Raw genomic sequence first — 20,572 nt, 5'->3', positions numbered from 1 at the left:
CACTTAATGCTGTGGGTTTAGTATGCCGGCTCACACTTTTTAGCGCTTCCGGCATACCATTTTTTCCACGTTTGTATGTTCTCTGACTTTTAGGGCCCGAAACCATACCGTTTTTTCAGGAGTTCTTAATCTAACGTGATCTCTAACGCTAAACCTCTTAACTCGTGAATCAATACGTTGAAAGATTCCGGGATATTTGGTTTCGGCAATACGTCGCCTTTTACAATGGCTTCGTATGCTTTGGCACGGCCAATAACGTCATCCGATTTCACCGTTAAGATCTCCTGCAGCACGTTCGAAGCACCGAAGGCCTCGAGCGCCCAAACCTCCATCTCACCAAAACGCTGACCACCAAACTGGGCTTTACCACCCAATGGCTGCTGCGTGATAAGGGAGTACGGTCCGATTGAACGGGCGTGCATTTTATCATCAACTAAGTGTCCTAATTTCAGCATGTAGATCACCCCTACGGTTACCGGCTGATCGAAGCGATCGCCACTCAGACCATCGAACAAATACGAACGGCCGAAAACCGGTAAACCTGCTTCTGCCAGTTCAGCAGAAACCTGCTCTTCCGTAGCACCATCGAAGATCGGTGTTGCGTATTTGCGGCCCAGTTTTAAACCAGCCCAGCCTAATACGGTTTCGTAGATCTGACCGATGTTCATACGCGAAGGTACACCAAGCGGGTTAAGCACGATGTCCATTGGCGTACCATCTTCCAGGAACGGCATGTCTTCTTCGCGCACGATACGGGCAACAACACCCTTGTTACCGTGACGACCCGCCATTTTATCACCTACTTTCAGCTTACGCTTCTTGGCAATATAAACTTTGGCTAACTGTACGATACCGGCTGGTAACTCGTCGCCAACTTCCAGCGTGAAACGGTCGCGTTTGAAACGGGCCGAGATCGTGTTACGGCGCTTGGTGTAATTTTTCACCAGTTGCAGCAACATGCTGTTTGTATGCTCGTCGTTGGTCCAGTTTTCCAGGATCAGGTCTTTGAACAAGGTAACCTCTTCCGGAACGGCGTAATTGCTTTCGTCTTTGTATGGGTTTTTGTCCGGGAACAGGTTCTCCACAATGTTCTTCTTGTTGAACTTCACGCCTTTAGACATGATCTCATCTCCGAACTTGTGTTTCACGCCCTGCGACGTTTTGCCATCTAATAACGCAACCAACTTCTCGATCATGATCGCTTTTACCGCGCGCAGTTCGTTGTTGTAATGCGACTTTAGTTCTTCAACCTCTTTCTTAGACTTGGCCCGCAGGTTTTTGTCTTTTTTAGGACGGCTGAATAACTTGGTATCGATAACCACACCCTGCAGGGATGGCGGCGCTTTAAGCGAGGCATCCTTCACATCGCCGGCTTTATCACCGAAAATGGCACGGAGTAATTTCTCTTCCGGGGTCGGATCGGTTTCACCCTTAGGCGTAATTTTACCGATCAGGATATCGCCTTCGCGAACTTCTGCACCTTCCCGGATAATACCATTTTCATCTAAGTTACGAACTGCTTCTTCCGAAACGTTCGGGATCTCAGAGGTTAATTCCTCTTCCCCACGTTTCGTTTCCCGAACTTCAAGCTCGAACTCTTCAATGTGGATAGAAGTAAATACGTCGTCGCGCACAACTTTCTCGGAGATTACAATAGCATCCTCGAAGTTGTAACCCTGCCAAGGCATGAACGCCACCTGTAAGTTACGGCCCAAAGCAAGTTCACCCTGGTTCGTAGCATAACCTTCGCATAGCGCCTGGCCTCTTTCAACCCGCGCGCCTTTCTTCACGATCGGCGTTAAGTTGATACAGGTATCCTGGTTGGTACGACGGAATTTGATCAGATCGTAGGTTACTAACTCGGCATCGAATGAAACTAATTTGTCATCTTCGGTCAGGTCGTAACGAACTACAATTTTATCAGCATCTACATAAGCAATTTCACCCGTTCCTTCGGCAACAACCAAAGCGCGGGAGTCAATAGCAGCGCGTTCTTCCAGACCGGTACCAACAATTGGCGCCTGTGGCTTTAATAACGGCACTGCCTGACGCTGCATGTTCGAGCCCATCAAGGCACGGTTCGCATCATCATGCTCTAAGAAAGGAATCATGGAAGCAGCCACCGATACGATCTGGTTTGGCGCAACGTCCATGTAAGTATATGTCTCACCTGGTTCAACCGGGAAGTCACCTTCGAAACGGCCTTTCACACGGTCAGCTAAGAAATTACCGGCATCATCGATGCGGGCATTCGCCTGGGCAATGTGGTGGGTATCTTCTTCTTCAGCCGTTAAATATTTAACCGGCGTGTTCAGATCCACTTTACCACCCGTTACGGTACGGTACGGCGTTTCAATGAAACCCATGCCGTTCACGCGGGCGTGCACGCAAAGGGAAGAAATCAGACCGATGTTCGGACCTTCTGGTGTTTCAATCGTACAAAGGCGACCGTAGTGGGTGTAGTGAACGTCACGAACCTCGAAACCTGCGCGCTCACGGGAAAGACCTCCGGGCCCTAATGCAGATACACGGCGTTTGTGCGTGATCTCTGCCAGCGGGTTGGTCTGGTCCATAAACTGTGATAACTGGTTGGTACCGAAGAACGAGTTGATAACCGAAGAAAGCGTACGCGCGTTGATCAAATCAACTGGTTTGAATTCTTCGTTATCGCGAACGTTCATACGTTCCTTAATGGTACGCGCCATACGGGCAAGACCTACCCCAAACTGGGCGTAAAGCTGCTCCCCTACGGTACGAACACGACGGTTACTTAAGAGGTCAATATCATCCACTACAGCTTTGGAGTTGATCAGACCGATCAGGTATTTCACAATCAGGACGATGTCTTCATTGGTAAGCACTTTCGCTTCCCAGTTCTTGTCAAGTCCTAATTTTTTGTTGATTCTGTAACGACCAACATCACCTAAATCGTAACGTTTGTCGGAGAAAAATAGCTTCTGGATAATATCGCGGGCAGTTTCAACGTCTGGCGCCTCGGTATTACGAAGCTGACGGTAGATCTGCTCAACGGCTTCCTGCTCCGAGTTGGAGTTGTCTTTCTGAAGCGTATTATAGATAATAGTATAGTCGGCGATGTTAATGTTTTCGCGGTGAACGATCACCGTTTTTACACCAGAATCGATGATGGTATCGATATCTTCTTCCGTAATTTCCATGTCGCGTTCCAGCAACACTTCGTTACGATCGATAGAAACTACCTCACCGGTATCTTCATCCACGAAATCTTCCGTCCAAGTTCTCAGAACCCGGGCAGCTAATTTGCGGCCCACGGCTTTTTTAAGGGTTTTCTTATCGGCTTTCAGTTCTTCCGATAAACCAAATAAGTCTAAGATATCCTTATCTGTTCCGTAACCAATAGCACGTAATAATGTCGTAACCGGGAATTTCTTCTTACGGTCGATGTAAGCATACATCACATTGTTTACGTCGGTTGCGAACTCAATCCAGGAACCTTTGAAAGGAATGATACGGGCAGAGTACAATTTCGTACCGTTGGTGTGCTTGCTTTGCGCAAAGAACACGCCTGGTGAACGGTGCAGCTGCGATACAATTACACGTTCTGCACCATTGATCACGAAAGAGCCTTTTTCGGTCATGTATGGGATATTTCCCAGGAACACTTCCTGCTCGATCGTTTCAAAGTCCTCGTTATCATCGTCGTTGCAGATGAGGCGAAGCTTGGCTTTTAAAGGTACGGAATAGGTTAAACCCCGGTCGATACACTCGTCTACCGAATACTTTGGCGGATCGATGTGGTAGTCGATAAACTCCAGGACGAAGTTTTCACGGGAATCTGAAATAGGGAAGTTTTCAGCAAATACTTTAAAAAGACCTTCGTCGGTACGGTTTTCGGCCGCAGTTTCCAACTGGAAGAAATCCTGAAAAGATTGTAGCTGAACATCTAAAAAGTCAGGGTAATCAATTACCTTTTTGATGGAAGCGAAATTGATCCGCTCATCGGTTCTGTTTTTAGCCAATGGTTAAAAATTTAAATGTTGCAATTAAATTCTTTCTCTTGCCGGTCTCGAGCCTGGCAAATAATTGGCACCTCAAACTATTCGGAAATTACTGATTCACTAACCGGGAAAAACGATCTGGTAAAACGCTATGGTTTTAGCCTATAAAAGTCTTCCTGCCCTCCTCCGAACCGGAGCGCGTTTGCCCGTCGGCAAATCGGTTATTCTTTTCAGTAATGTTAATCGGGTACAAACAGGAAAAGACCTGACGAATTGCCAGGTCTAATTCTGTGAATATGGTTACGGTAGGGTAATTATTTTACCTCTACTTCAGCACCAGCTTCTTCTAAAGCTTTCTTTAAAGAATCAGCTTCGTCTTTAGCAACACCAGCTTTCAATTCTTTTGGAGCGCCATCAACTAATTCTTTAGCTTCTTTCAGACCTAAGCCAGTAAGTTCTTTTACTAACTTAACTACTGCTAATTTAGAAGCACCAGCGGTTTTCAGGATCACGTCGAAAGAAGTTTTTTCTTCGGCTGCAGGAGCATCAGCACCAGCACCACCGCCAGCCATCATTACCGGAGCAGCAGCAGCAGGCTCAATACCGTATTCATCCTTCAGGATAGTAGCTAGTTCATTTACCTCTTTAACAGTTAAATTTACTAACTGCTCTGCGAATGCTTTCAAATCTGCCATTTTATAAAAATTTAATAGTTATTTATTGATTGAATTTAATTAATTACTCTTTTTCGGATAAAGTTTTCAGGATACCAGCCAGTTTGTTGCCACCGCCTTGTAAACCGGAAATAACGTTCTTCGCAGGTGACTGTAACAGACCAATGATCTCGCCAATAAGTTCCTGCTTCGATTTGATTTTCGAAAGGGTTTCCAGGTATTCGGAACCTACGAACAGATCGCTGTCGATGTAAGCACCTTTGAAAACTGGTTTTGCAATGGCTTTTTTACCGTAACCTTCTTTTTTGTAGAACTCCTGCAGTAAACGGGCAGGAGCGCTGCCACTTTCCTTGGAAAACAAAATACCGGACTGACCTTTCAGGGCGTTGTCCATTTCAGCAGTATCTGAGCCTAAAGTATCAAGGGCCTTACGGATAAGGGTGTTCTTGTAAACTTTAAATTCCATACCCTTGTCGAAGCAAAGACGACGGAAGCGGTTAATACCAGCTACTGTCATTCCACCGGCATCAGTAATATAAAAGAAGCTGTTCTCAGCGAACTTTTCGCTTAACTCCTGTACAATTGCGTGTTTTTCTTCTCTTGTCATTGTCTTCTCCTTAGATCGAATTTTTATCAATCGTAACTGCCGGGCTCATCGTGCTGGAAAGGGTTACACTTCTGATGTAAGTTCCTTTTGCCGATGAAGGCTTCAACTTCGTTAAGGTCTGGATTACTTCTGCAGCGTTTGCTGCAAGCATTTCCGGAGAGAAAGATACTTTACCAATGCTGGTGTGAATGATACCGGTTTTGTCAACTTTAAAGTCGATCTTACCTGCTTTCACTTCTTTAACTGCTTTACCAACTTCAGTAGTAACTGTTCCGGATTTCGGGTTTGGCATCAGGTTACGTGGACCTAAGATACGGCCTAAACGACCTACTTTTGCCATTACTGACGGCATGGTGATGATCACATCAACATCGGTCCAGCCTTTTTCGATCTTCTGGATATAATCGTCCAGACCTACGAAATCAGCACCTGCGTCTTTTGCTTCCTGTTCTTTATCCGGAGTACAAAGAACCAATACTTTAACATCTTTACCTGTGCCGTGTGGCAAGGTAACAATACCACGTACCATCTGATCAGCTTTCCGTGGGTCAACGCCTAAACGAACGTCGATATCTACTGAAGCATCAAATTTGGTGAAGGTGATTTCTTTTACAACGCCTGCTGCTTCTGCCAGAGAATATTCTTTGTTCAGATCAACTTTAGCCAGGGCTGCCTTGCGATTTTTTGTATTTTTAGCCATTTCTACCTCTGATTATTCACTCCAAGGAGCAGTTCCTGAAACTGTTACACCCATACTTCTGGCAGTACCAGCAACTAAACGCATTGCAGCTTCCAGTTTAAATGCGTTAAGATCCGGCATTTTAACTTCTGCAATTGCTTTTACCTGATCCCAGGTAATTGAACCAACCTTATTACGGTTAGGCTCTTTAGAACCGCCTTTGATTTTTGCTGCTTCCATGATCATTACGGGAGCAGGAGGAGTTTTCACCACAAAGTCGAATGACTTATCGGTATACATGGTGATTAATACCGGACAAACCTGGCCAGCTTTATCCTGGGTCCGCGCATTGAACTGCTTGCAGAATTCCATGATGTTTAAGCCTTTAGAGCCAAGTGCAGGTCCAACCGGCGGTGCTGGATTAGCAGCGCCTCCCTTTATCTGAAGCTTCAGATAACCTTTGATTTCTTTTGCCATTTTTTTTAATTGTGCGCTTTCTTCTAAAGCACGTTGTTTTTATTTATTCGTATTTAAGGTTACGATTCCTTTTCTACTTGAACGTAGTTTAATTCTACCGGAGTATTACGGCCGAAGATCTTTACCATTACGTTCAGTTTCTTCCGCTCTTCAAATACTTCTTCTACCGTTCCGGAGAAGCCATTGAATGGCCCATCCATTACTTTTACCGTTTCGCCAACAATAAATGGCGAATCCAGTACTTCTTCCTGCTCTTCTGCTTCGTCTACCGTTCCTAAGATGCGGTTCACTTCAGAGAGACGCAAGGGCACCGGCTTGCTGATGGTTTTCCCTTCGTTAGCACCAAGGAAGCCAATTACACCCGGCGTGCTGATAATAATGTGTTCTGCTTCTCCATGAGAAAGGTCAGCATGAACTAACACATAGCCCGGGAAAAAGTTTCTTTCACGAACGCGTTTTTTGCCATTGCGCATTTCGTAAACTTTTTCTGCCGGTATAAGCACCTGTGGCACATAATCCGTTAATCCCTGACGCATGATCTCGTTTTCGAGATAGGCTTTAGCTTTCTTTTCCTGACCACTTACTGCCCGCACTACGTACCATTTTAATTCCGCCATAGCTGAATTAAAATTGGTTATAGAACAAGCTCAGTCCGGCGTCGTAAACATAGTCCATTGCGCCAACAACCAAAGCAAAAATTAAAGTACCTACCAGCACTAACACTGAACTCTTCTGTAATTCTGTATAAGTAGGCCATGCAACATTGTGCCGCATTTCCGTAATAGTATCGTTGATGTACTTTTTCACTTTTGCTAATTTTATTTGTTATTAAAATAACGTTGCACGGGCGGAGAGACTCGAACTCCCAGCCAATGGTTTTGGAGACCACTACTCTACCAATTGAGCTACGCCCGTGTAAAAAAATGCACTCACAAATCAACTAAATGTGAATTGGAGTGCAAATTTAGAAATTATTTTTATAAAAACAAAACCCCGCCCGTTAGAATTTTCTTTCGGACGGGGTTTTTATTTCTAAATAATTAGTCAAGGATTTCAGTTACCTGACCTGCACCTACTGTACGGCCACCTTCACGGATAGCGAAACGCAGACCTTTTTCCATTGCTACTTTGTTGATCAGATCAACAGTGATAGTAATGTTATCGCCTGGCATAACCATTTCAACGCCTTCTGGCAGTGTGATTACACCTGTTACGTCTGTTGTACGCAGGTAGAACTGTGGACGGTAGTTGTTGAAGAACGGCGTGTGACGGCCACCTTCTTCTTTAGAAAGAACGTAAACCTCAGCTTTAAACTTCATGTGCGGCTTCACAGAACCTGGCTTGCAGATAACCATACCACGACGGATATCAGTTTTCTCAATACCACGTAATAATAAACCTACGTTGTCACCAGCTTCACCACGGTCAAGGATCTTACGGAACATCTCAACACCAGTTACTGTAGACTTCAGGCCTTCAGCACCCATACCTAAGATGTCAACCTGCTCACCAGAGTTGATTACACCACGCTCGATACGGCCAGTAGCTACTGTACCACGACCTGTGATAGAGAACACGTCTTCAACCGGCATCAGGAATGGAAGATCAGTTAAACGCGCAGGAATCGGAATGTAGCTATCTACAGCTTCCATCAGATCTTCGATCGTTTTCACCCATTTCGCATCGCCGTTCAGACCACCAAGAGCAGAACCCTGGATAACCGGAATGTTGTCGCCGTCGAAATCGTAGAAAGAAAGAAGCTCGCGGATTTCCATCTCAACAAGTTCTAATAATTCAGGATCGTCTACCATGTCAACTTTGTTCATGAAAACAACCAGCTGAGGTACACCTACCTGACGAGCCAACAGGATGTGCTCGCGAGTCTGTGGCATAGGGCCATCAGTTGCAGCAACTACCAGGATAGCACCGTCCATCTGAGCAGCACCAGTAACCATGTTTTTCACGTAGTCAGCGTGACCTGGGCAGTCAACGTGTGCATAGTGACGGTTTTCTGTAGCGTACTCAACGTGTGAAGTGTTGATAGTGATACCACGCTCTTTTTCTTCCGGAGCATTGTCGATAGAAGAGAAATCGCGTTTTGCGGCTAAACCTTTGTTCGCTAAAACCTGCGTAATAGCAGCAGTCAAGGTTGTTTTGCCGTGGTCAACGTGCCCAATGGTACCGATGTTTACGTGCGGTTTGGAACGATCAAAATTTTCTTTAGCCATTTTAAAAGAATATTAGATTTTGTTTTAAAACTAAATTATAAAAAGAATACAGAATAAACTTTTTGAGCCAACGATGGGAATTGAACCCACGACCCCTTCCTTACCAAGGAAGTACTCTACCCCTGAGCTACGTCGGCTTGTTATATAAAAAACAGATTTAAACCCTTGTTTAAATCTGTTCAGGACTCTTGCGAGCGGGAGACGAGGTTCGAACCCGCGACCTATAGCTTGGAAGGCTATCGCTCTACCAACTGAGCTACTCCCGCTTGTTTCAAATTAAAAATCAGAAATTATGAATTAGAAATTATTGTGGCAATTTTTAATTTCTAACTTCTAATTTTTAATTCGAAGTGGTGGGGAGAGAAGGATTCGAACCTTCGAAAGATTACTCTAACGGAGTTACAGTCCGTCCCATTTGGCCACTCTGGAATCTCCCCGGCTTTTTAAAATACACCCCTCAGCAATCTGGCACCGTTGTGCTGTTTTTCTAAGGAGCTGCAAAATTAATTGCTTTTTTCAATCTGTCAAACTTTTCCGGAAAAATATTTTTTTTATTTCTTTTTCCGAAGGCTTCAATCGCTTGCCTGATTTAAAGCGATGCGAAACTACACTAAATTTCTTGATTCTAAAACTCTCACGCACTTTTTTCTTAAAAAAACATAGCGTTTTTATTTCTCTCAGGTCTGTCTTTTCTGCTTACATTTTGTAATTCAGTACTTTCCGGGTAAAAAAGCATAGCGTTTATATTTCGCCATAAAGGGCTTTCAGGCGTTCGTCTTTTTCGGTTTCTTTTATTTTCCGGATCATTTGCTGCACAGCGGGGTCATCGGCCAGGATCTGAAGTGCCCGGTATGCTCCTAAACGGATGCGGTAATTTCCATTTGTTCGTGCCATTTCTTCCAGCGTTCTGGTTCCTTTATTTTTTTCGGGAGTTGGAAGTCTTAATAAATAAGCGGCAAAAACCGGGAGAAAATTGCTGAGGTTGGTGCCGGTCTGCTGCTTTATCTGTTTTTCGTACCAGGGCAACTGAGCAACGTCGCCGTGGCTGGCATAAAAGGAAGCGAGCGCATGGGTTACTTCTGCATTTCTGGTTTCCTGCAGCGGTTTGATCTTTGGCAGCATTTCTTTTGCCTTGTCCTGCGACGCCAACGCATCGAGGCCGGCGGCGGCTACTGCGTAAGAACTATCCTGCAGGGCTTTGCCGAATACATCGGTGAATTGCGGATCACGGTAACTGGCTAAGGTGGCAAGGGCTTCGGCGCGCACGGAGGTTTTCGGATCGGTTTCGGCTATTTTCCGGAGCTGCGTTTTTATGGCGGTAAATTCCGGAGAACTGAACTTTACGTTTCCGCTGGCATCTTTTCCGTCGGCGGAAGTCATGAAGCGGGTGGCGTTGAAGGCAAAAACAGCGGTGCTGCGGAGTTTCCAGAATTTTGCATTCAGGGCATCTTTAAAAACGGCCGTTACATTCGGTTCGCTTACTTTATCCATCAATAAGTTCAGGGCCTGGAATTTGTGCTGAAAACGTTCGGCGTGGTAATACTGGTAAATGAGTTCCTCCTGCGTTTTTTCGTGCTGAATGGTGCCTAAAAGCTGGGCGTCCGGATCGAAAACTATTAATTCAGGTTTTGCGGAAGCCGGGAATTCGAACACATTGCGGAATTTGGAAACGGTTACCGGATATTCGGTTTTCTTGCCGTTGCTCCATATCGCAATTTTTACGGGCAGTTTAAAAAGGGGTGTAAAGGCGGTATCCTGATTTTGGAAAACACGCACGGTCAGTTTGCCATTTTCGAATTTCTGATCGATTTGGATTTCCGGATGGCCGGGCTGCAGGAACCACTGATCGAAAAACCAGTTCAGGTCCTGGCCGGTCACTTCTTCGAAAGCCAACCTTAGGTGATGAATTTCGGCGGCTTTGAATTTATTATCGGCCAGGTACTTTTTCAGGGAAGCAAAAAAGGCTTCGTCGCCGACGTGATTGCGGAGCATGTGCAGCACTCTCCCACCCTTTTGGTAAGAATGGCGGTCGAACATGTCTTCGTGGTTGTGGTAATGGTAACGAATGAGCGGCACCTGTTTCTGTCGGGCCTCGCGTAGGTAACTTCCCAGGTCATTTTGCAAACCCATATCGGCTTCGTCGCGGCCCAATTTGTGCTCGAACCAGAGATATTCACCATAAGTGGCAAAACTTTCGTTCAGCGGCAGGTTGCTCCAGCTTTCGGTGGTAACTAAATTTCCAAACCATTGATGGAATAATTCGTGCGCGATGATCTCATCCATGCTGTGATCCAGCAGTTCGCGGTTGCTGAGCTGCACAAATTCGCCAAATAAACTGGCCGAGGTGTTTTCCATAGCGCCCGATACGTAATCTCTGACAATTACCTGCGCGTATTTTTCCCAGGGATAATCTACCCCGAGTTTTTGACTGAAAAAGGATAACATTTCCGGGGTGTTGCCGAAGATGCCTTTGGCACTGTTCTTATATTTGGGTTCTACGTAATAGGTAACGTCTTTATTTTTCCAGCTTTCTTTAACCACCGCAAATTCGCCGATGGCCATCATAGCTAAATAAGGCGCGTGCGGAAGTTCCTGCTTCCAGTAATCGGTGCGCATGCCGTTGGGCCGTTGGCGGGAATAAATAAGCGAACCGTTGCTGAGCGTTTTAAAATTATCTTCGATGGTGATGTAGATCTCCTGCGTCATTTTCTGGTTTGGCGCATCGATGGTGGGGAACCAGCAGGAACTGGCTTCGGTTTCGCCCTGGGTCCAGATCTGGCGCGGTTTTTCTTTGTCTTCGCCGAGCGGGTTGATAAAATAGAGGCCTTTATCGGAAGTAATGGCGGCGCTGCCCCCGGCTTTGAGTTCGTTGGGTTTGGCTACGTAGTGGATCAGTACCTGGTATTCCTGGGTGCGGTTGTAGGTTTTATCGAGGTTGATGGTGAGTTTGCGGCCGTCGTAAGTATATTTCAGCGGGGAGGCGGTTTCTTCCAGTTCCACGCTTTTTATGTCGAAACCTTTGGCGTCCAGAACCAGCGTGTTCTGCGGATAGAAATAAGGACGACATGTAAGCGTGGCTTCGCCGATGAGGTGTTGCTTTTGCCAGTCGAAGGAAACGCGGAGTTTGGTATGCACAAGGTCGGTGAGCTGGGTTTCGGTGGCCCGATAAGGCGCGGGTTTTGGCACCCATTCCGGTATCGTTTGGTTTTTCCCGGCCGCGGTAACTGTGCCAGCCAAAGATTTTTTAGAACCCGAAGCCGTTTCGGCAGTTTTACAACCTAAAAGCATACCGTTTGCTACCGCGAAACTAATTACTGCAAAAGCCTTAAAATTCATGTCGAAATCCTTAAATTTGCCTCAATTTGGGAAATTCCTTTCAGAATCCCTTAATTTCAAGCTTTAAACTTCCCCGAAAATATGCTGCAGGTAAAATCCGGCGACGCTTCCTGGCAGGTAGAAAACAAGCAGGGAAACCTGTTTCTGAACGGCCAGCCTTTTGAATGGGACCTGGTTGCTTTAGATGCCAACCGCTTTCATATCATTAAAAACAACGTTTCGTATATGGCCGAATTGGTGGAAGCCGATTACCAGACCAAAACGTTTACGCTGAAAATCAACGGCACTTTGCACACGGTTTCGGTGAAAGACCGCTTCGATCTGCTGCTCGACCAGATGGGCATGAGCAATGCGAACGAGAAAAAACTGAACGATATTAAAGCGCCGATGCCGGGTCTGGTACTCGATATTAAAGTGAAGATAGGCGACGAAGTGAAAAAAGGCGATCAGATATTGATCCTGGAAGCCATGAAAATGGAAAACATCCTGAAATCTCCGGGCGACGGCGTGGTGAAAGCCATTAAAGTGAACGTGAAAGACAACGTAGAAAAAGGGCAGGTATTGCTGGAATTCTAGGCTCGACTTTTGGATTGCTGATTGTTGATTGTTAATTGTTTCATCGGCGATTATTCGGACCTGACCGAACTTTTTGAGCAGCCTTTTTATTAAATTAGGCTGAAGCTAAAATCCCTAATCTCCAACCGAACGGTTAAATGGAAAGCTGTAAATAAACGGTAGGGTTTTCGGCATAAAAACTACTAAATACTGAAACCGCAAAACGGTATCAGCACCAAACAAAAAACTAAAACAAGGATATAGAAAGTGAAATACAAGCGGATCTTACTGAAATTGAGCGGCGAATCGCTGATGGGTGACCAGAATTACGGCATTGACCCGAACCGGTTGGTAGAATATGCGGCCGAAATTAAAGCGGTGGCCGATATGGGCGTGCAGGTGGCCATTGTAATTGGCGGCGGCAACATTTACCGCGGCATGCAGGCCGAAGAAGTTGGTCTGGACCGCGTGCAGGGCGACTACATGGGCATGCTGGCAACGGTTATCAACAGCATGGCTTTGCAAAGCGCGCTGGAAAAAATCAACGTAAATACCCGTTTGCTTTCCGGCATCAACATTCAGCAGGTTTGCGAACCGTATATCCGCCGCCGTGCGATGCGTCATTTAGAGAAAAACCGCGTGGTAATTTTCGGGGCCGGTATTGGCAGCCCGTATTTCACCACCGATTCTGCCGCCAGCTTACGCGCCATTGAAATTGAAGCCGATGTGGTTCTGAAAGGCACCCGCGTAGACGGCATTTATACCGCCGATCCGGAAAAAGATCCGGCAGCAACCCGCTATACCAACATTACTTTTCAGGAAGTTTTCGAAAAAGACCTGAACGTGATGGACATGACGGCTTTCACGCTTTGCAAAGAAAACAACCTGCCGATCATCGTTTTCGACATGAACAAAAAAGGCAACCTGCGCAAAGTACTGAACGGCGACCAGATCGGTACGCTGGTAAGCATGGAAACGGAGCCGGCACTTTAATTTTTCGGACTTAAGACATTAGCCACAAGACATTAGATTTTTTATTTTGTGCTCCTGACTTTTTGGTGCATTTTTGCTACCGTTTTCCATTTGGCTTCAAGCTTTTGGAAAACAATATTTAAACATTTGAGTTTATTACGCTATTTAAAGATAGAATAAGATGACCGAAGACATTAAGATGTATTTAGACGACGCCGAGGAATCGATGCAAAAGGCGTTGAACCATACCGGTGTTGAACTGACCAAAATCCGCGCGGGCAAAGCTTCGCCGGCTATGGTAGAAGATCTGCGCGTAGATTATTACGGCACGCCTACTCCTATTTCGCAGGTTGCTAACGTGGCCGTGCCCGATGCGCGCACGCTCATGATCAAGCCCTGGGAGAAAAACATGCTGAGCGAGATTACCAAAGCCATTAAAAATTCCGACCTGGGTTTAACCCCAATGCAGGAAGCCGATGGCGTGCGCCTGAACATTCCGGCTCTGACCGAGCAACGCCGTCGCGACCTGGTAAAGCAGGTGAAGAACGAAACCGAAGCCGGTAAAGTGCGCATCCGCAACGTACGGAAAGACGTGAACGACTCGCTGAAGAAACTGCTGAAAGAAGGCGCTGCCGAAGATGCCATTAAAGACGCCGAAGCCAAAGTTCAGAAACTGACCGATACTTACATTGTGAAAGTGGACGAACTGATGAGCAAGAAAGAAGCCGAGATCATGACGATCTAGACATAAGAAGCAAAACACAAGTATCAGGACTCATATAAAAAAGCCTTTCAGATTTAACTGAAAGGCTTTTTTGTTGGAAAACCATAGCTTTTTTCCGGACCGGTTGCTGAAATATTATGATTGCTGTTAAACAGTTTGTTAAAACGCGGATTTTTAACCGAAAAGCATAGCGTTTTTGAAAACTTCGGGTAAGCCTGGCTGTTTACATTGTTAGCTGGATATTGCTTTTAGCTGCACTGTTCTTTAAGCCACCAACCAAACAGCATATGGGGAACTTCCGGAAAAGCATTTTACTTTTGCTCGTAATTCTTGGCGTAAGTGCCACTACCGGTTTAGCCCAGGTAGATGTGAGCGTTTCTTTGGGCATCATGAAAAATTATGTGGCTATTGAGCAAATACCCGAACGCGGAGCTGCCGGCACCATCATCGCCAATAAAGGCAATGGCGACCCGGTATTCAGTGTGCAGGCTTCCATGCCGATAAAAGACAAACTGCACCTGCAGGCTGGTTTGCGCACCATGTTCAAAACCTACGTGTATAATCTTCGCTTCGAGTATGCCAATCAGTTTACGTTTGAAGACAAATGGATGAGCTGGGGGAACTCGGTGGAATTGCCGGTGCATGTAGTGTACGATGTACCTTCGCCGGTTTTAGGCCGGCAGCTTAAACTTATTGGCGGCGTTTGTTTCAGCCGTAATACCATTTACGAGCTTTCCGATTCTTATTCCTTGAAGTTCACCACCCGGGAACCCTATTCTTTTGCGCATGTATTCGATACCGAATTATTTTCTCGGAAAGCGTTTTTAACCCCGGCTTTAGAGGCCGGCTTTGAACTAACGCCGCTGTTTTTCAGGAATTTTAGTTTACGCGCCATTTATCATTTCGACCTCATCCCTACTTTTGGCAGCGTAATTTATCACAACAACTTTTACATTACTTCTTCCGGCCAAAGTTTCCAGGATTATCCGGAAGGAACTATGAAAGCCAAACGTACCAGTTACCTGATGGGGCAACTCAATTACCGGCTGCCGTTCTGGGATAAGAAGAAGCCGTCCAATCCAAAATTCAAGCAGAAAAGTACTAGTCAGAAGCGGAAGAAATTAAAATATTAGTGGATCCGTTCTTTCAAACGATCCTGTAAAGCTGCTGATAAACCAAAACGCAGATCTGCCATGGCAATTTCAGTTAAAATTCTTGCCTGCTGTTTACTATTGACAGGTTTTGCAGAAAAAGCTGAAGCCCAGAAAGTGGCCTTAGGAGTTGCAGCGGGTTATAGTTTCAATTATGCGTACGTAAAACAAGTTCCAGATCCGGTTGAGGCTTATGAAATAGCGCCGAAAGTAGCCCGTGGGTTGGTTACCGCTTTTCAGGCGGCTTTACCACTACAGAACGGCTTTTCATTGCAGGCCGGTATCAGGTTTATGGCCAAAGCCCTAACATTTGAACAGACTTTTTCTTACCCGGGGAATAGCGTTTTTAAAACGGAATGGCGGCAAAAAGGCTTCGGCATCGAAACTCCGGTGCACCTAGCTTATACCTTACTGAATCGCCGGCATCAGCTTATAATAAGCAGCGGGTTTAGTTTGGGCCGGAACTGGATCAGCTCGACCTATTATGGTTACAGTTATAAAAGCGGCTCGATTTTTAGCGGTGGCGTTAGCTCCGGTAGCGGCACCGATCATTCCATTGCTTCTACTTTTATTCCCGCCAAAAACAGCATGCTGCTGGGCGCAGAAATAGGTGCGGAATTGCGGCCTTTTTTCCACGAAAATATAGCGCTCAGCGTTTTATTCCACCAGGAACTGTTGCGGGAATTTGGCTCGGTACGTTACGAAAACAAATTCCATTACGTGCAGAACCAGTCGAACGCCATTGCAACGCCCAAAGGGTCTTTTGAGGTGATCAGGCCGGCTTATTTTATGGTTCAGGTGGAATATACGCTGAACGGAAAGAAAATTAAGCACAAACCGGTGCCGGAAATAAAGCAGGATTTTGAAGAGGATGGTTCGGAATAGGTTTACACCCAGAATTTCTTCGCTTTGATATAATCTTCCACCGGTTCCGGTACCAGGTATTTTATGGATTTACCGGCTTTTACGGTTTCCCTGATAAAGGTAGCCGAAAGATCGAGATTAGGCGCGGGTACCATTTTTACTTTTTCGTGCGTTTTTAATACCGTTTCGGGGGTTTTGCTGCGCGGGTACACGTAAATTTCATAGTTGCTGATCAGCTGTTCGTAGTTTTTCCATTTCGGCAACGAAGGCAAATTATCTTCGCCCATGATGAGCACAAATTCGTAGCTCGGGTAACGCTGATGCAGGTAAGCCAGGGTATCGATGGTATAACTCGGCCGCGGCATGTTGAATTCTATGTCCGTGGCGTTCAGGCTGGGGTTATCGTCTATGGCCAGGCGCACCATGTGCAGGCGGTCTTGTTCGTGCAGTAAGGTGTGACTGGGCTTGAACGGATTTTGCGGCGAAACCACAAACCAGACCTGTTTCAGGTCGGTGTTCTGGGCCATGTAGTTGGCCAGGATCAGGTGACCTACGTGCACGGGATTGAAAGAGCCGAACAGCAAGCCTACCTTCATACGATGGTTTCTTCGGAATTCAGGAAATCGTTTACGAGTTTTTCGGCTTCGCGGAAAGCCTTTTCGAGGTCGTCGTTCACAATAACGGTATCGAATTTGTCTTCAAAACTCAGTTCGAATTTGGCTTTGAAAACGCGGCTGGAAATACTGGAAGCCGAATCGGTGGCGCGGGCCTGGAGACGTTTGGCCAGTTCTTCTACCGAAGGCGGTTTTACGAAGATAGCCAGGGCGCGGTCTTTGTAAAAATTCTTGATACTCAGGCCGCCTTTTACATCCACATCCAGGATCACGTGCTTGCCGGTGCTCCAGATGCGTTCTATCTCTGATTTGAGGGTACCGTAAAATGCGCCTTCATACACTTCTTCCCACTCTACAAAAGCCTCTTCTTCAATTTTCTTGCGAAATTCGTCGGGCGTAATAAAGTAGTAATCTTTGCCGTGGGTTTCGTTGCGGCCGCGTTTGTCGCGCGTGCACGCCGATATGGAGAAACTCAGCTGCGGATTAACGTTGAGCAGGTGTTTTACAATAGTGGTTTTGCCGGCGCCGGAGGGAGCCGAAAAGATAATGATCTTTCCTTGCACGGAGGGTTAAGCGGTTTCGTGAACGATGGATTTGATGGTGGAGATCAAACTGGCCGGCACATCTTTTCTTTTTACGTTCATTTTCAGAAAGCTCTTGAGCATTTTCTGATGGCTGTGCGCTTCGAAGCAGTTTTTGCACTCTTCGAGGTGCTGGTAAAAATAAGATTGTTCTTCGGACGATGCTTCCTCATCGATGATCATCTCGAGGATACTGATCACTTTATCGCAATCAGCGTTAGCGGCCGTCACGTCGCCTTTCAGTTCGGTAGTAGTTGTCTCCATATCGGTTAAAAGTTAAATTTATTCATCTTCATCGTGGTTGCCATTATTGTCAGCATCGTAACCCATTGTCTTGGCATACTTCTCAAGTTTCTCTTTCAGGAAGTTTCGGGCGCGGTGTAAGCGCGAACGAACCGTGCCGATCGGGATATCCAGGATCTTGGCCATTTCTTCGTAGGTAAAACCTTCGAGATCGCAGAGTATAATTACAGTACGAAAATCGACTGGTAAAGAGTTCAATGCACCGGCAACTTCATCGCCGATTAATTCCTGAACCGCCTGCGAACGCATGTCGGAAGTTGCCGCCATTTCGCCTTCACCTTCCACATCGTCGGTGTTGTAATAGCTCTCCACCTCGTTGTAGTCAACTTTGGCGGGTTGCTTGCTCTTTTTCCGGAAATCGTTTATGAACGAATTCTTCAGGATGCGGAACAGCCAGGCTTTGGCATTAGTTCCTTGCTCGAAATAATCGAAGAAGCGGTATGCTTTAAGATAGGTTTCCTGCACAAGGTCGTTGGCATCGTCTTCGTCCAGCGTAAGGCGGAAAGCAAAGTTATACAGCGGTCCGATCACCGGCATCAGCTCGGCTTCGAAACGTCTGTCTTTTTCTTCTTTGCTCAGCTTGTTGGCTTTTTCCTCGCTCATCTAAATAAATTTGTACTTTTACAGACCTGAAAACAGTTACTATACGCAAATAAAATAAAAATAACTTACATAGCCTAAGATAAATATTTCGGGGAATGCCGCTTAAAAACCGTTTATTGCTTTTTGCCTGGTTGTTTTATTTCTGCTCGTTGCCGCTTTTTAAAGCGTTTGCTAACGTAGCCGAAGTGGCCTTGGTCATTCTTTCGTTCTGGCCGGGCACTTTTTCGGGCTTAAAGCATAGCGTTCTGCGCTACAAAAACGTGGCGGCGCTCACGCTCATTTCCGGAATATTGATTTTAGGAATGTTGTATACGGAAGATCTGCAAAACGGCTGGAAGATTTTAAAACATCAGCACCGCTTTTTAATTATTCCGCTTTTATTTCTGCTGCACGCCCGGCTGTTGCAGGAAAATTTCCGCAAACTGAACCTGGCCTACATTCTGGCTACCGGCACCGCCTGCGCCTTTATTGTGCTGCTTTATTTGCTTCCCGAAGAAACCGCCCGCAGCATTGCCAACGCTACTAAACTGACGCTACCTTACCCGGATAATATTCACCGCGCCGCATTCGGCTTGTATTCGCCTTTTATAGACCGGCTTCAGTTCAGTAGCCTAACGGCGGTGGCCGTTTTAAGCAGCCTTTATTTGATTGTGGTAAACTACAAACGGAAAGTACTTTTGGCAGCTTTGCCTCTGCTACTTTTTACCATGCTTATTCTGGGCGGGCGTGGCGCGCAGCTGGCTTTGTTTATAAGCCTGCTGGTTTATGCCGTAGCCATTGCCGTAAATATTTTATATCCGAAACTAAGAAAACGCACCGGCAAAATGGCGGCCGCTACCATGCTGGTTTTAGTTGGAATACTATTTTTTGCCGGAATTCCTTACGTGAGTTTTAAAACCCTGAAACCGGTGCAGGAACGTTTTTACCAGACCAAATGGGAAATGGACCTGCTCGAAAACCAGGAATACAAACAATACGATTACGAACATTTCACTACGCTGCGGCGGCTGGTTTCTTATAAAAACATGTGGCAGGTGGTGCAGCAAAATCCGGTTCTGGGTACCGGCACCGGCGATTTCCACCCGGAACTTCGGAAAGCGTATTCCGCTAATAACCCGGAAATGGAACTGAACACGCACAACCAATACCTGCTTTTCTGGGGCATGACCGGCATTTTTGGTTTACTCGTTTTCCTGGCGGTTTTGGGTTTCTGGCTTTTGAATTTGCGCGGCCGCGGGCAGCTTTATTTTTACGGACTGGCTTTCCTGGTTTTTTACCTGGTAAATATGCTGCCCGATACGGTGCTGGCCACGCAGGTAGACAGCATGCTTTTCTGCACGTTTATGGCGTTTATCGGGTTACAGAAGTATGATCAGGATGCGCAGCCAATTCAATCAGTTTAAATTTCAATTATTTTTCCGCTTGCCATGCAGGTTAAACTTTCGGTCGTAATCATTACTTTCAACGAGGAGAAGAATATTGCGCGCTGCGTGAATTCGGTCCGGGAAATTGCCGACGAAGTGGTGGTGGTAGATTCTTTTTCTAAAGACCGCACGGAAGAAATTTGCCGGGAACTAGGCGTAAAATTTGTGCAGCACGCTTTTGCCGGCCACATCGAACAGAAAAATTACGCCATTACGCAGGCTGCTTTTCCGCACATCCTTTCTTTAGACGCCGACGAAGCCCTGAGTCCGGAACTGATCGAAACGATAAAAACGGTGAAAAACAACTGGCAGGCCGACGGTTATTTTCTGAACCGGCTGACCAATTACTGCGGCCAATGGATAAAACACAGCGGCTGGTACCCGGACCGGAAACTGCGCCTCTGGGACAGCCGCAAAGGCCAGTGGGGCGGCACCAACCCCCACGATAAATTCATAATGGAATCGAACGCAAACGTAAAATACCTGTCCGGCGACTTGCTCCATTATTCGTTTTACACCATTTCGCAGCACTTTGAGCAGGTAAACAAATTTACTTCCATTGGCGCGCAGCAGCTTTTCAAGAAAGGCAAAAAACCTACGGCGTACCAGTTATTCCTCAAACCTTCGCTGAAATTTTGCCTGAGCTATATAATTAAACGTGGTTTTCTGGATGGCTTTTACGGCTATACCATCTGCAAAATTTCGGCCATGGCGGTTTATTTAAAATATGCCAAAGCCGCCGAACTTTTCCAGCAGGCAAAAAATAAATAGGCTCAGACTTTTTACACCCCAAACCCTACCGT

At 46.1% G+C, this 20,572-nt stretch carries 20 protein-coding genes and 4 tRNA genes; 7 read left to right on the top strand and 17 right to left on the bottom strand.

All coding sequences use genetic code 11. From position 1 onward, the window contains the following. Window positions 1–125: 125 nt before the first annotated feature. From rpoB to I5M27_RS00210, 13 genes are all read right to left on the bottom strand, one after another. Window positions 126–3,998, bottom strand: a complete 3,873-nt coding sequence (rpoB, locus tag I5M27_RS00270; protein WP_200504029.1) for a DNA-directed RNA polymerase subunit beta — start codon at window positions 3,996–3,998, stop codon at window positions 126–128. A gap of 293 nt (window positions 3,999–4,291) precedes the next feature. Next, window positions 4,292–4,672 (bottom strand): 50S ribosomal protein L7/L12, encoded by a 381-nt coding sequence (rplL, locus tag I5M27_RS00265; RefSeq protein WP_200504028.1) that lies wholly within the window; start codon window positions 4,670–4,672, stop codon window positions 4,292–4,294. A 43-nt stretch (window positions 4,673–4,715) separates the two neighbouring features. Next, window positions 4,716–5,258, bottom strand: coding sequence for a 50S ribosomal protein L10 (rplJ, locus tag I5M27_RS00260; RefSeq protein WP_200504027.1), 543 nt, complete (start codon window positions 5,256–5,258; stop codon window positions 4,716–4,718). Window positions 5,259–5,268: 10 nt separating this feature from the next. Then, entirely contained in the window at window positions 5,269–5,958 is a 690-nt protein-coding gene (gene rplA, locus I5M27_RS00255) for a 50S ribosomal protein L1 (protein ID WP_200504026.1), read from the bottom strand. Between the two features lie 12 nt (window positions 5,959–5,970). Continuing rightward, the gene (gene rplK, locus I5M27_RS00250; RefSeq protein ID WP_200504025.1) at window positions 5,971–6,414 is read right to left on the bottom strand and encodes a 50S ribosomal protein L11; all 444 of its coding nucleotides are present in this window, start codon (window positions 6,412–6,414) and stop codon (window positions 5,971–5,973) included. A 59-nt stretch (window positions 6,415–6,473) separates the two neighbouring features. Continuing rightward, window positions 6,474–7,031, bottom strand: a complete 558-nt coding sequence (nusG, locus tag I5M27_RS00245; RefSeq protein WP_200504024.1) for a transcription termination/antitermination protein NusG — start codon at window positions 7,029–7,031, stop codon at window positions 6,474–6,476. A 7-nt stretch (window positions 7,032–7,038) separates the two neighbouring features. Continuing rightward, complete coding sequence (secE, locus tag I5M27_RS00240; RefSeq protein WP_317193530.1) at window positions 7,039–7,221, bottom strand: preprotein translocase subunit SecE; 183 nt, start codon at window positions 7,219–7,221, stop codon at window positions 7,039–7,041. 35 nt (window positions 7,222–7,256) lie between these two features. Next, window positions 7,257–7,329 (bottom strand) — tRNA-Trp (locus I5M27_RS00235). 125 nt (window positions 7,330–7,454) lie between these two features. Next, window positions 7,455–8,642, bottom strand: a complete 1,188-nt coding sequence (tuf, locus tag I5M27_RS00230; RefSeq protein ID WP_200504023.1) for an elongation factor Tu — start codon at window positions 8,640–8,642, stop codon at window positions 7,455–7,457. A gap of 65 nt (window positions 8,643–8,707) precedes the next feature. Then, a tRNA-Thr gene (locus I5M27_RS00225) sits at window positions 8,708–8,779 on the bottom strand. 56 nt (window positions 8,780–8,835) lie between these two features. Next, a tRNA-Gly gene (locus I5M27_RS00220) sits at window positions 8,836–8,908 on the bottom strand. A gap of 85 nt (window positions 8,909–8,993) precedes the next feature. Next, window positions 8,994–9,079: transfer RNA gene (locus tag I5M27_RS00215), tRNA-Tyr, on the bottom strand. Between the two features lie 304 nt (window positions 9,080–9,383). Beyond that, window positions 9,384–11,978, bottom strand: a complete 2,595-nt coding sequence (locus tag I5M27_RS00210; RefSeq protein WP_200504022.1) for a M1 family metallopeptidase — start codon at window positions 11,976–11,978, stop codon at window positions 9,384–9,386. A gap of 81 nt (window positions 11,979–12,059) precedes the next feature. Between I5M27_RS00210 and I5M27_RS00205 the strand changes: the two genes are divergently transcribed. The 5 genes from I5M27_RS00205 (at window position 12,060) to I5M27_RS00185 (ending at window position 16,265) form a co-directional block, all read left to right on the top strand. After that, window positions 12,060–12,554 (top strand): acetyl-CoA carboxylase biotin carboxyl carrier protein subunit, encoded by a 495-nt coding sequence (locus I5M27_RS00205; protein ID WP_200504021.1) that lies wholly within the window; start codon window positions 12,060–12,062, stop codon window positions 12,552–12,554. Window positions 12,555–12,800: 246 nt separating this feature from the next. Beyond that, complete coding sequence (gene pyrH, locus I5M27_RS00200; protein ID WP_200504020.1) at window positions 12,801–13,526, top strand: UMP kinase; 726 nt, start codon at window positions 12,801–12,803, stop codon at window positions 13,524–13,526. 160 nt (window positions 13,527–13,686) lie between these two features. Further along, window positions 13,687–14,250, top strand: a complete 564-nt coding sequence (gene frr, locus I5M27_RS00195) for a ribosome recycling factor (RefSeq protein WP_200504019.1) — start codon at window positions 13,687–13,689, stop codon at window positions 14,248–14,250. Window positions 14,251–14,516: 266 nt separating this feature from the next. After that, complete coding sequence (locus tag I5M27_RS00190) at window positions 14,517–15,362, top strand: hypothetical protein (protein ID WP_200504018.1); 846 nt, start codon at window positions 14,517–14,519, stop codon at window positions 15,360–15,362. Window positions 15,363–15,422: 60 nt separating this feature from the next. After that, the gene (locus tag I5M27_RS00185; protein ID WP_200504017.1) at window positions 15,423–16,265 is read left to right on the top strand and encodes an outer membrane beta-barrel protein; all 843 of its coding nucleotides are present in this window, start codon (window positions 15,423–15,425) and stop codon (window positions 16,263–16,265) included. A gap of 2 nt (window positions 16,266–16,267) precedes the next feature. Here the strand turns inward: I5M27_RS00185 and nadD are convergent, their stop codons facing one another. The 4 genes from nadD to I5M27_RS00165 are packed head-to-tail and all read right to left on the bottom strand — an operon-like array spanning window position 16,268 to window position 18,345. Next, on the bottom strand, window positions 16,268–16,840 hold the full coding sequence (nadD, locus tag I5M27_RS00180) for a nicotinate (nicotinamide) nucleotide adenylyltransferase (RefSeq protein WP_200504016.1): 573 nt from the start codon (window positions 16,838–16,840) through the stop codon (window positions 16,268–16,270). Then, window positions 16,837–17,421, bottom strand: a complete 585-nt coding sequence (gene gmk, locus I5M27_RS00175; protein ID WP_200504015.1) for a guanylate kinase — start codon at window positions 17,419–17,421, stop codon at window positions 16,837–16,839. Before gmk ends, nadD begins: the two co-directional genes overlap by 4 nt. A gap of 6 nt (window positions 17,422–17,427) precedes the next feature. Next, entirely contained in the window at window positions 17,428–17,703 is a 276-nt protein-coding gene (locus I5M27_RS00170) for a hypothetical protein (protein WP_200504014.1), read from the bottom strand. An 18-nt stretch (window positions 17,704–17,721) separates the two neighbouring features. After that, complete coding sequence (locus tag I5M27_RS00165; protein ID WP_200504013.1) at window positions 17,722–18,345, bottom strand: sigma-70 family RNA polymerase sigma factor; 624 nt, start codon at window positions 18,343–18,345, stop codon at window positions 17,722–17,724. A gap of 95 nt (window positions 18,346–18,440) precedes the next feature. Here I5M27_RS00165 and I5M27_RS00160 point away from each other — a divergent pair, with 95 nt between their 5' ends. After that, entirely contained in the window at window positions 18,441–19,748 is a 1,308-nt protein-coding gene (locus I5M27_RS00160; protein ID WP_200504012.1) for an O-antigen ligase family protein, read from the top strand. A gap of 24 nt (window positions 19,749–19,772) precedes the next feature. Then, complete coding sequence (locus tag I5M27_RS00155) at window positions 19,773–20,540, top strand: glycosyltransferase family 2 protein (protein WP_200504011.1); 768 nt, start codon at window positions 19,773–19,775, stop codon at window positions 20,538–20,540. Window positions 20,541–20,572 lie beyond the last annotated feature (32 nt).

This window comes from Adhaeribacter terrigena (genome assembly GCF_016623615.1).
Lineage (GTDB): Bacteria > Bacteroidota > Bacteroidia > Cytophagales > Hymenobacteraceae > Adhaeribacter_A > Adhaeribacter_A terrigena.
The sequence above is the reverse complement of the archived record's forward strand: the minus strand, read 5'-3'. Positions and strand labels throughout refer to the sequence as shown.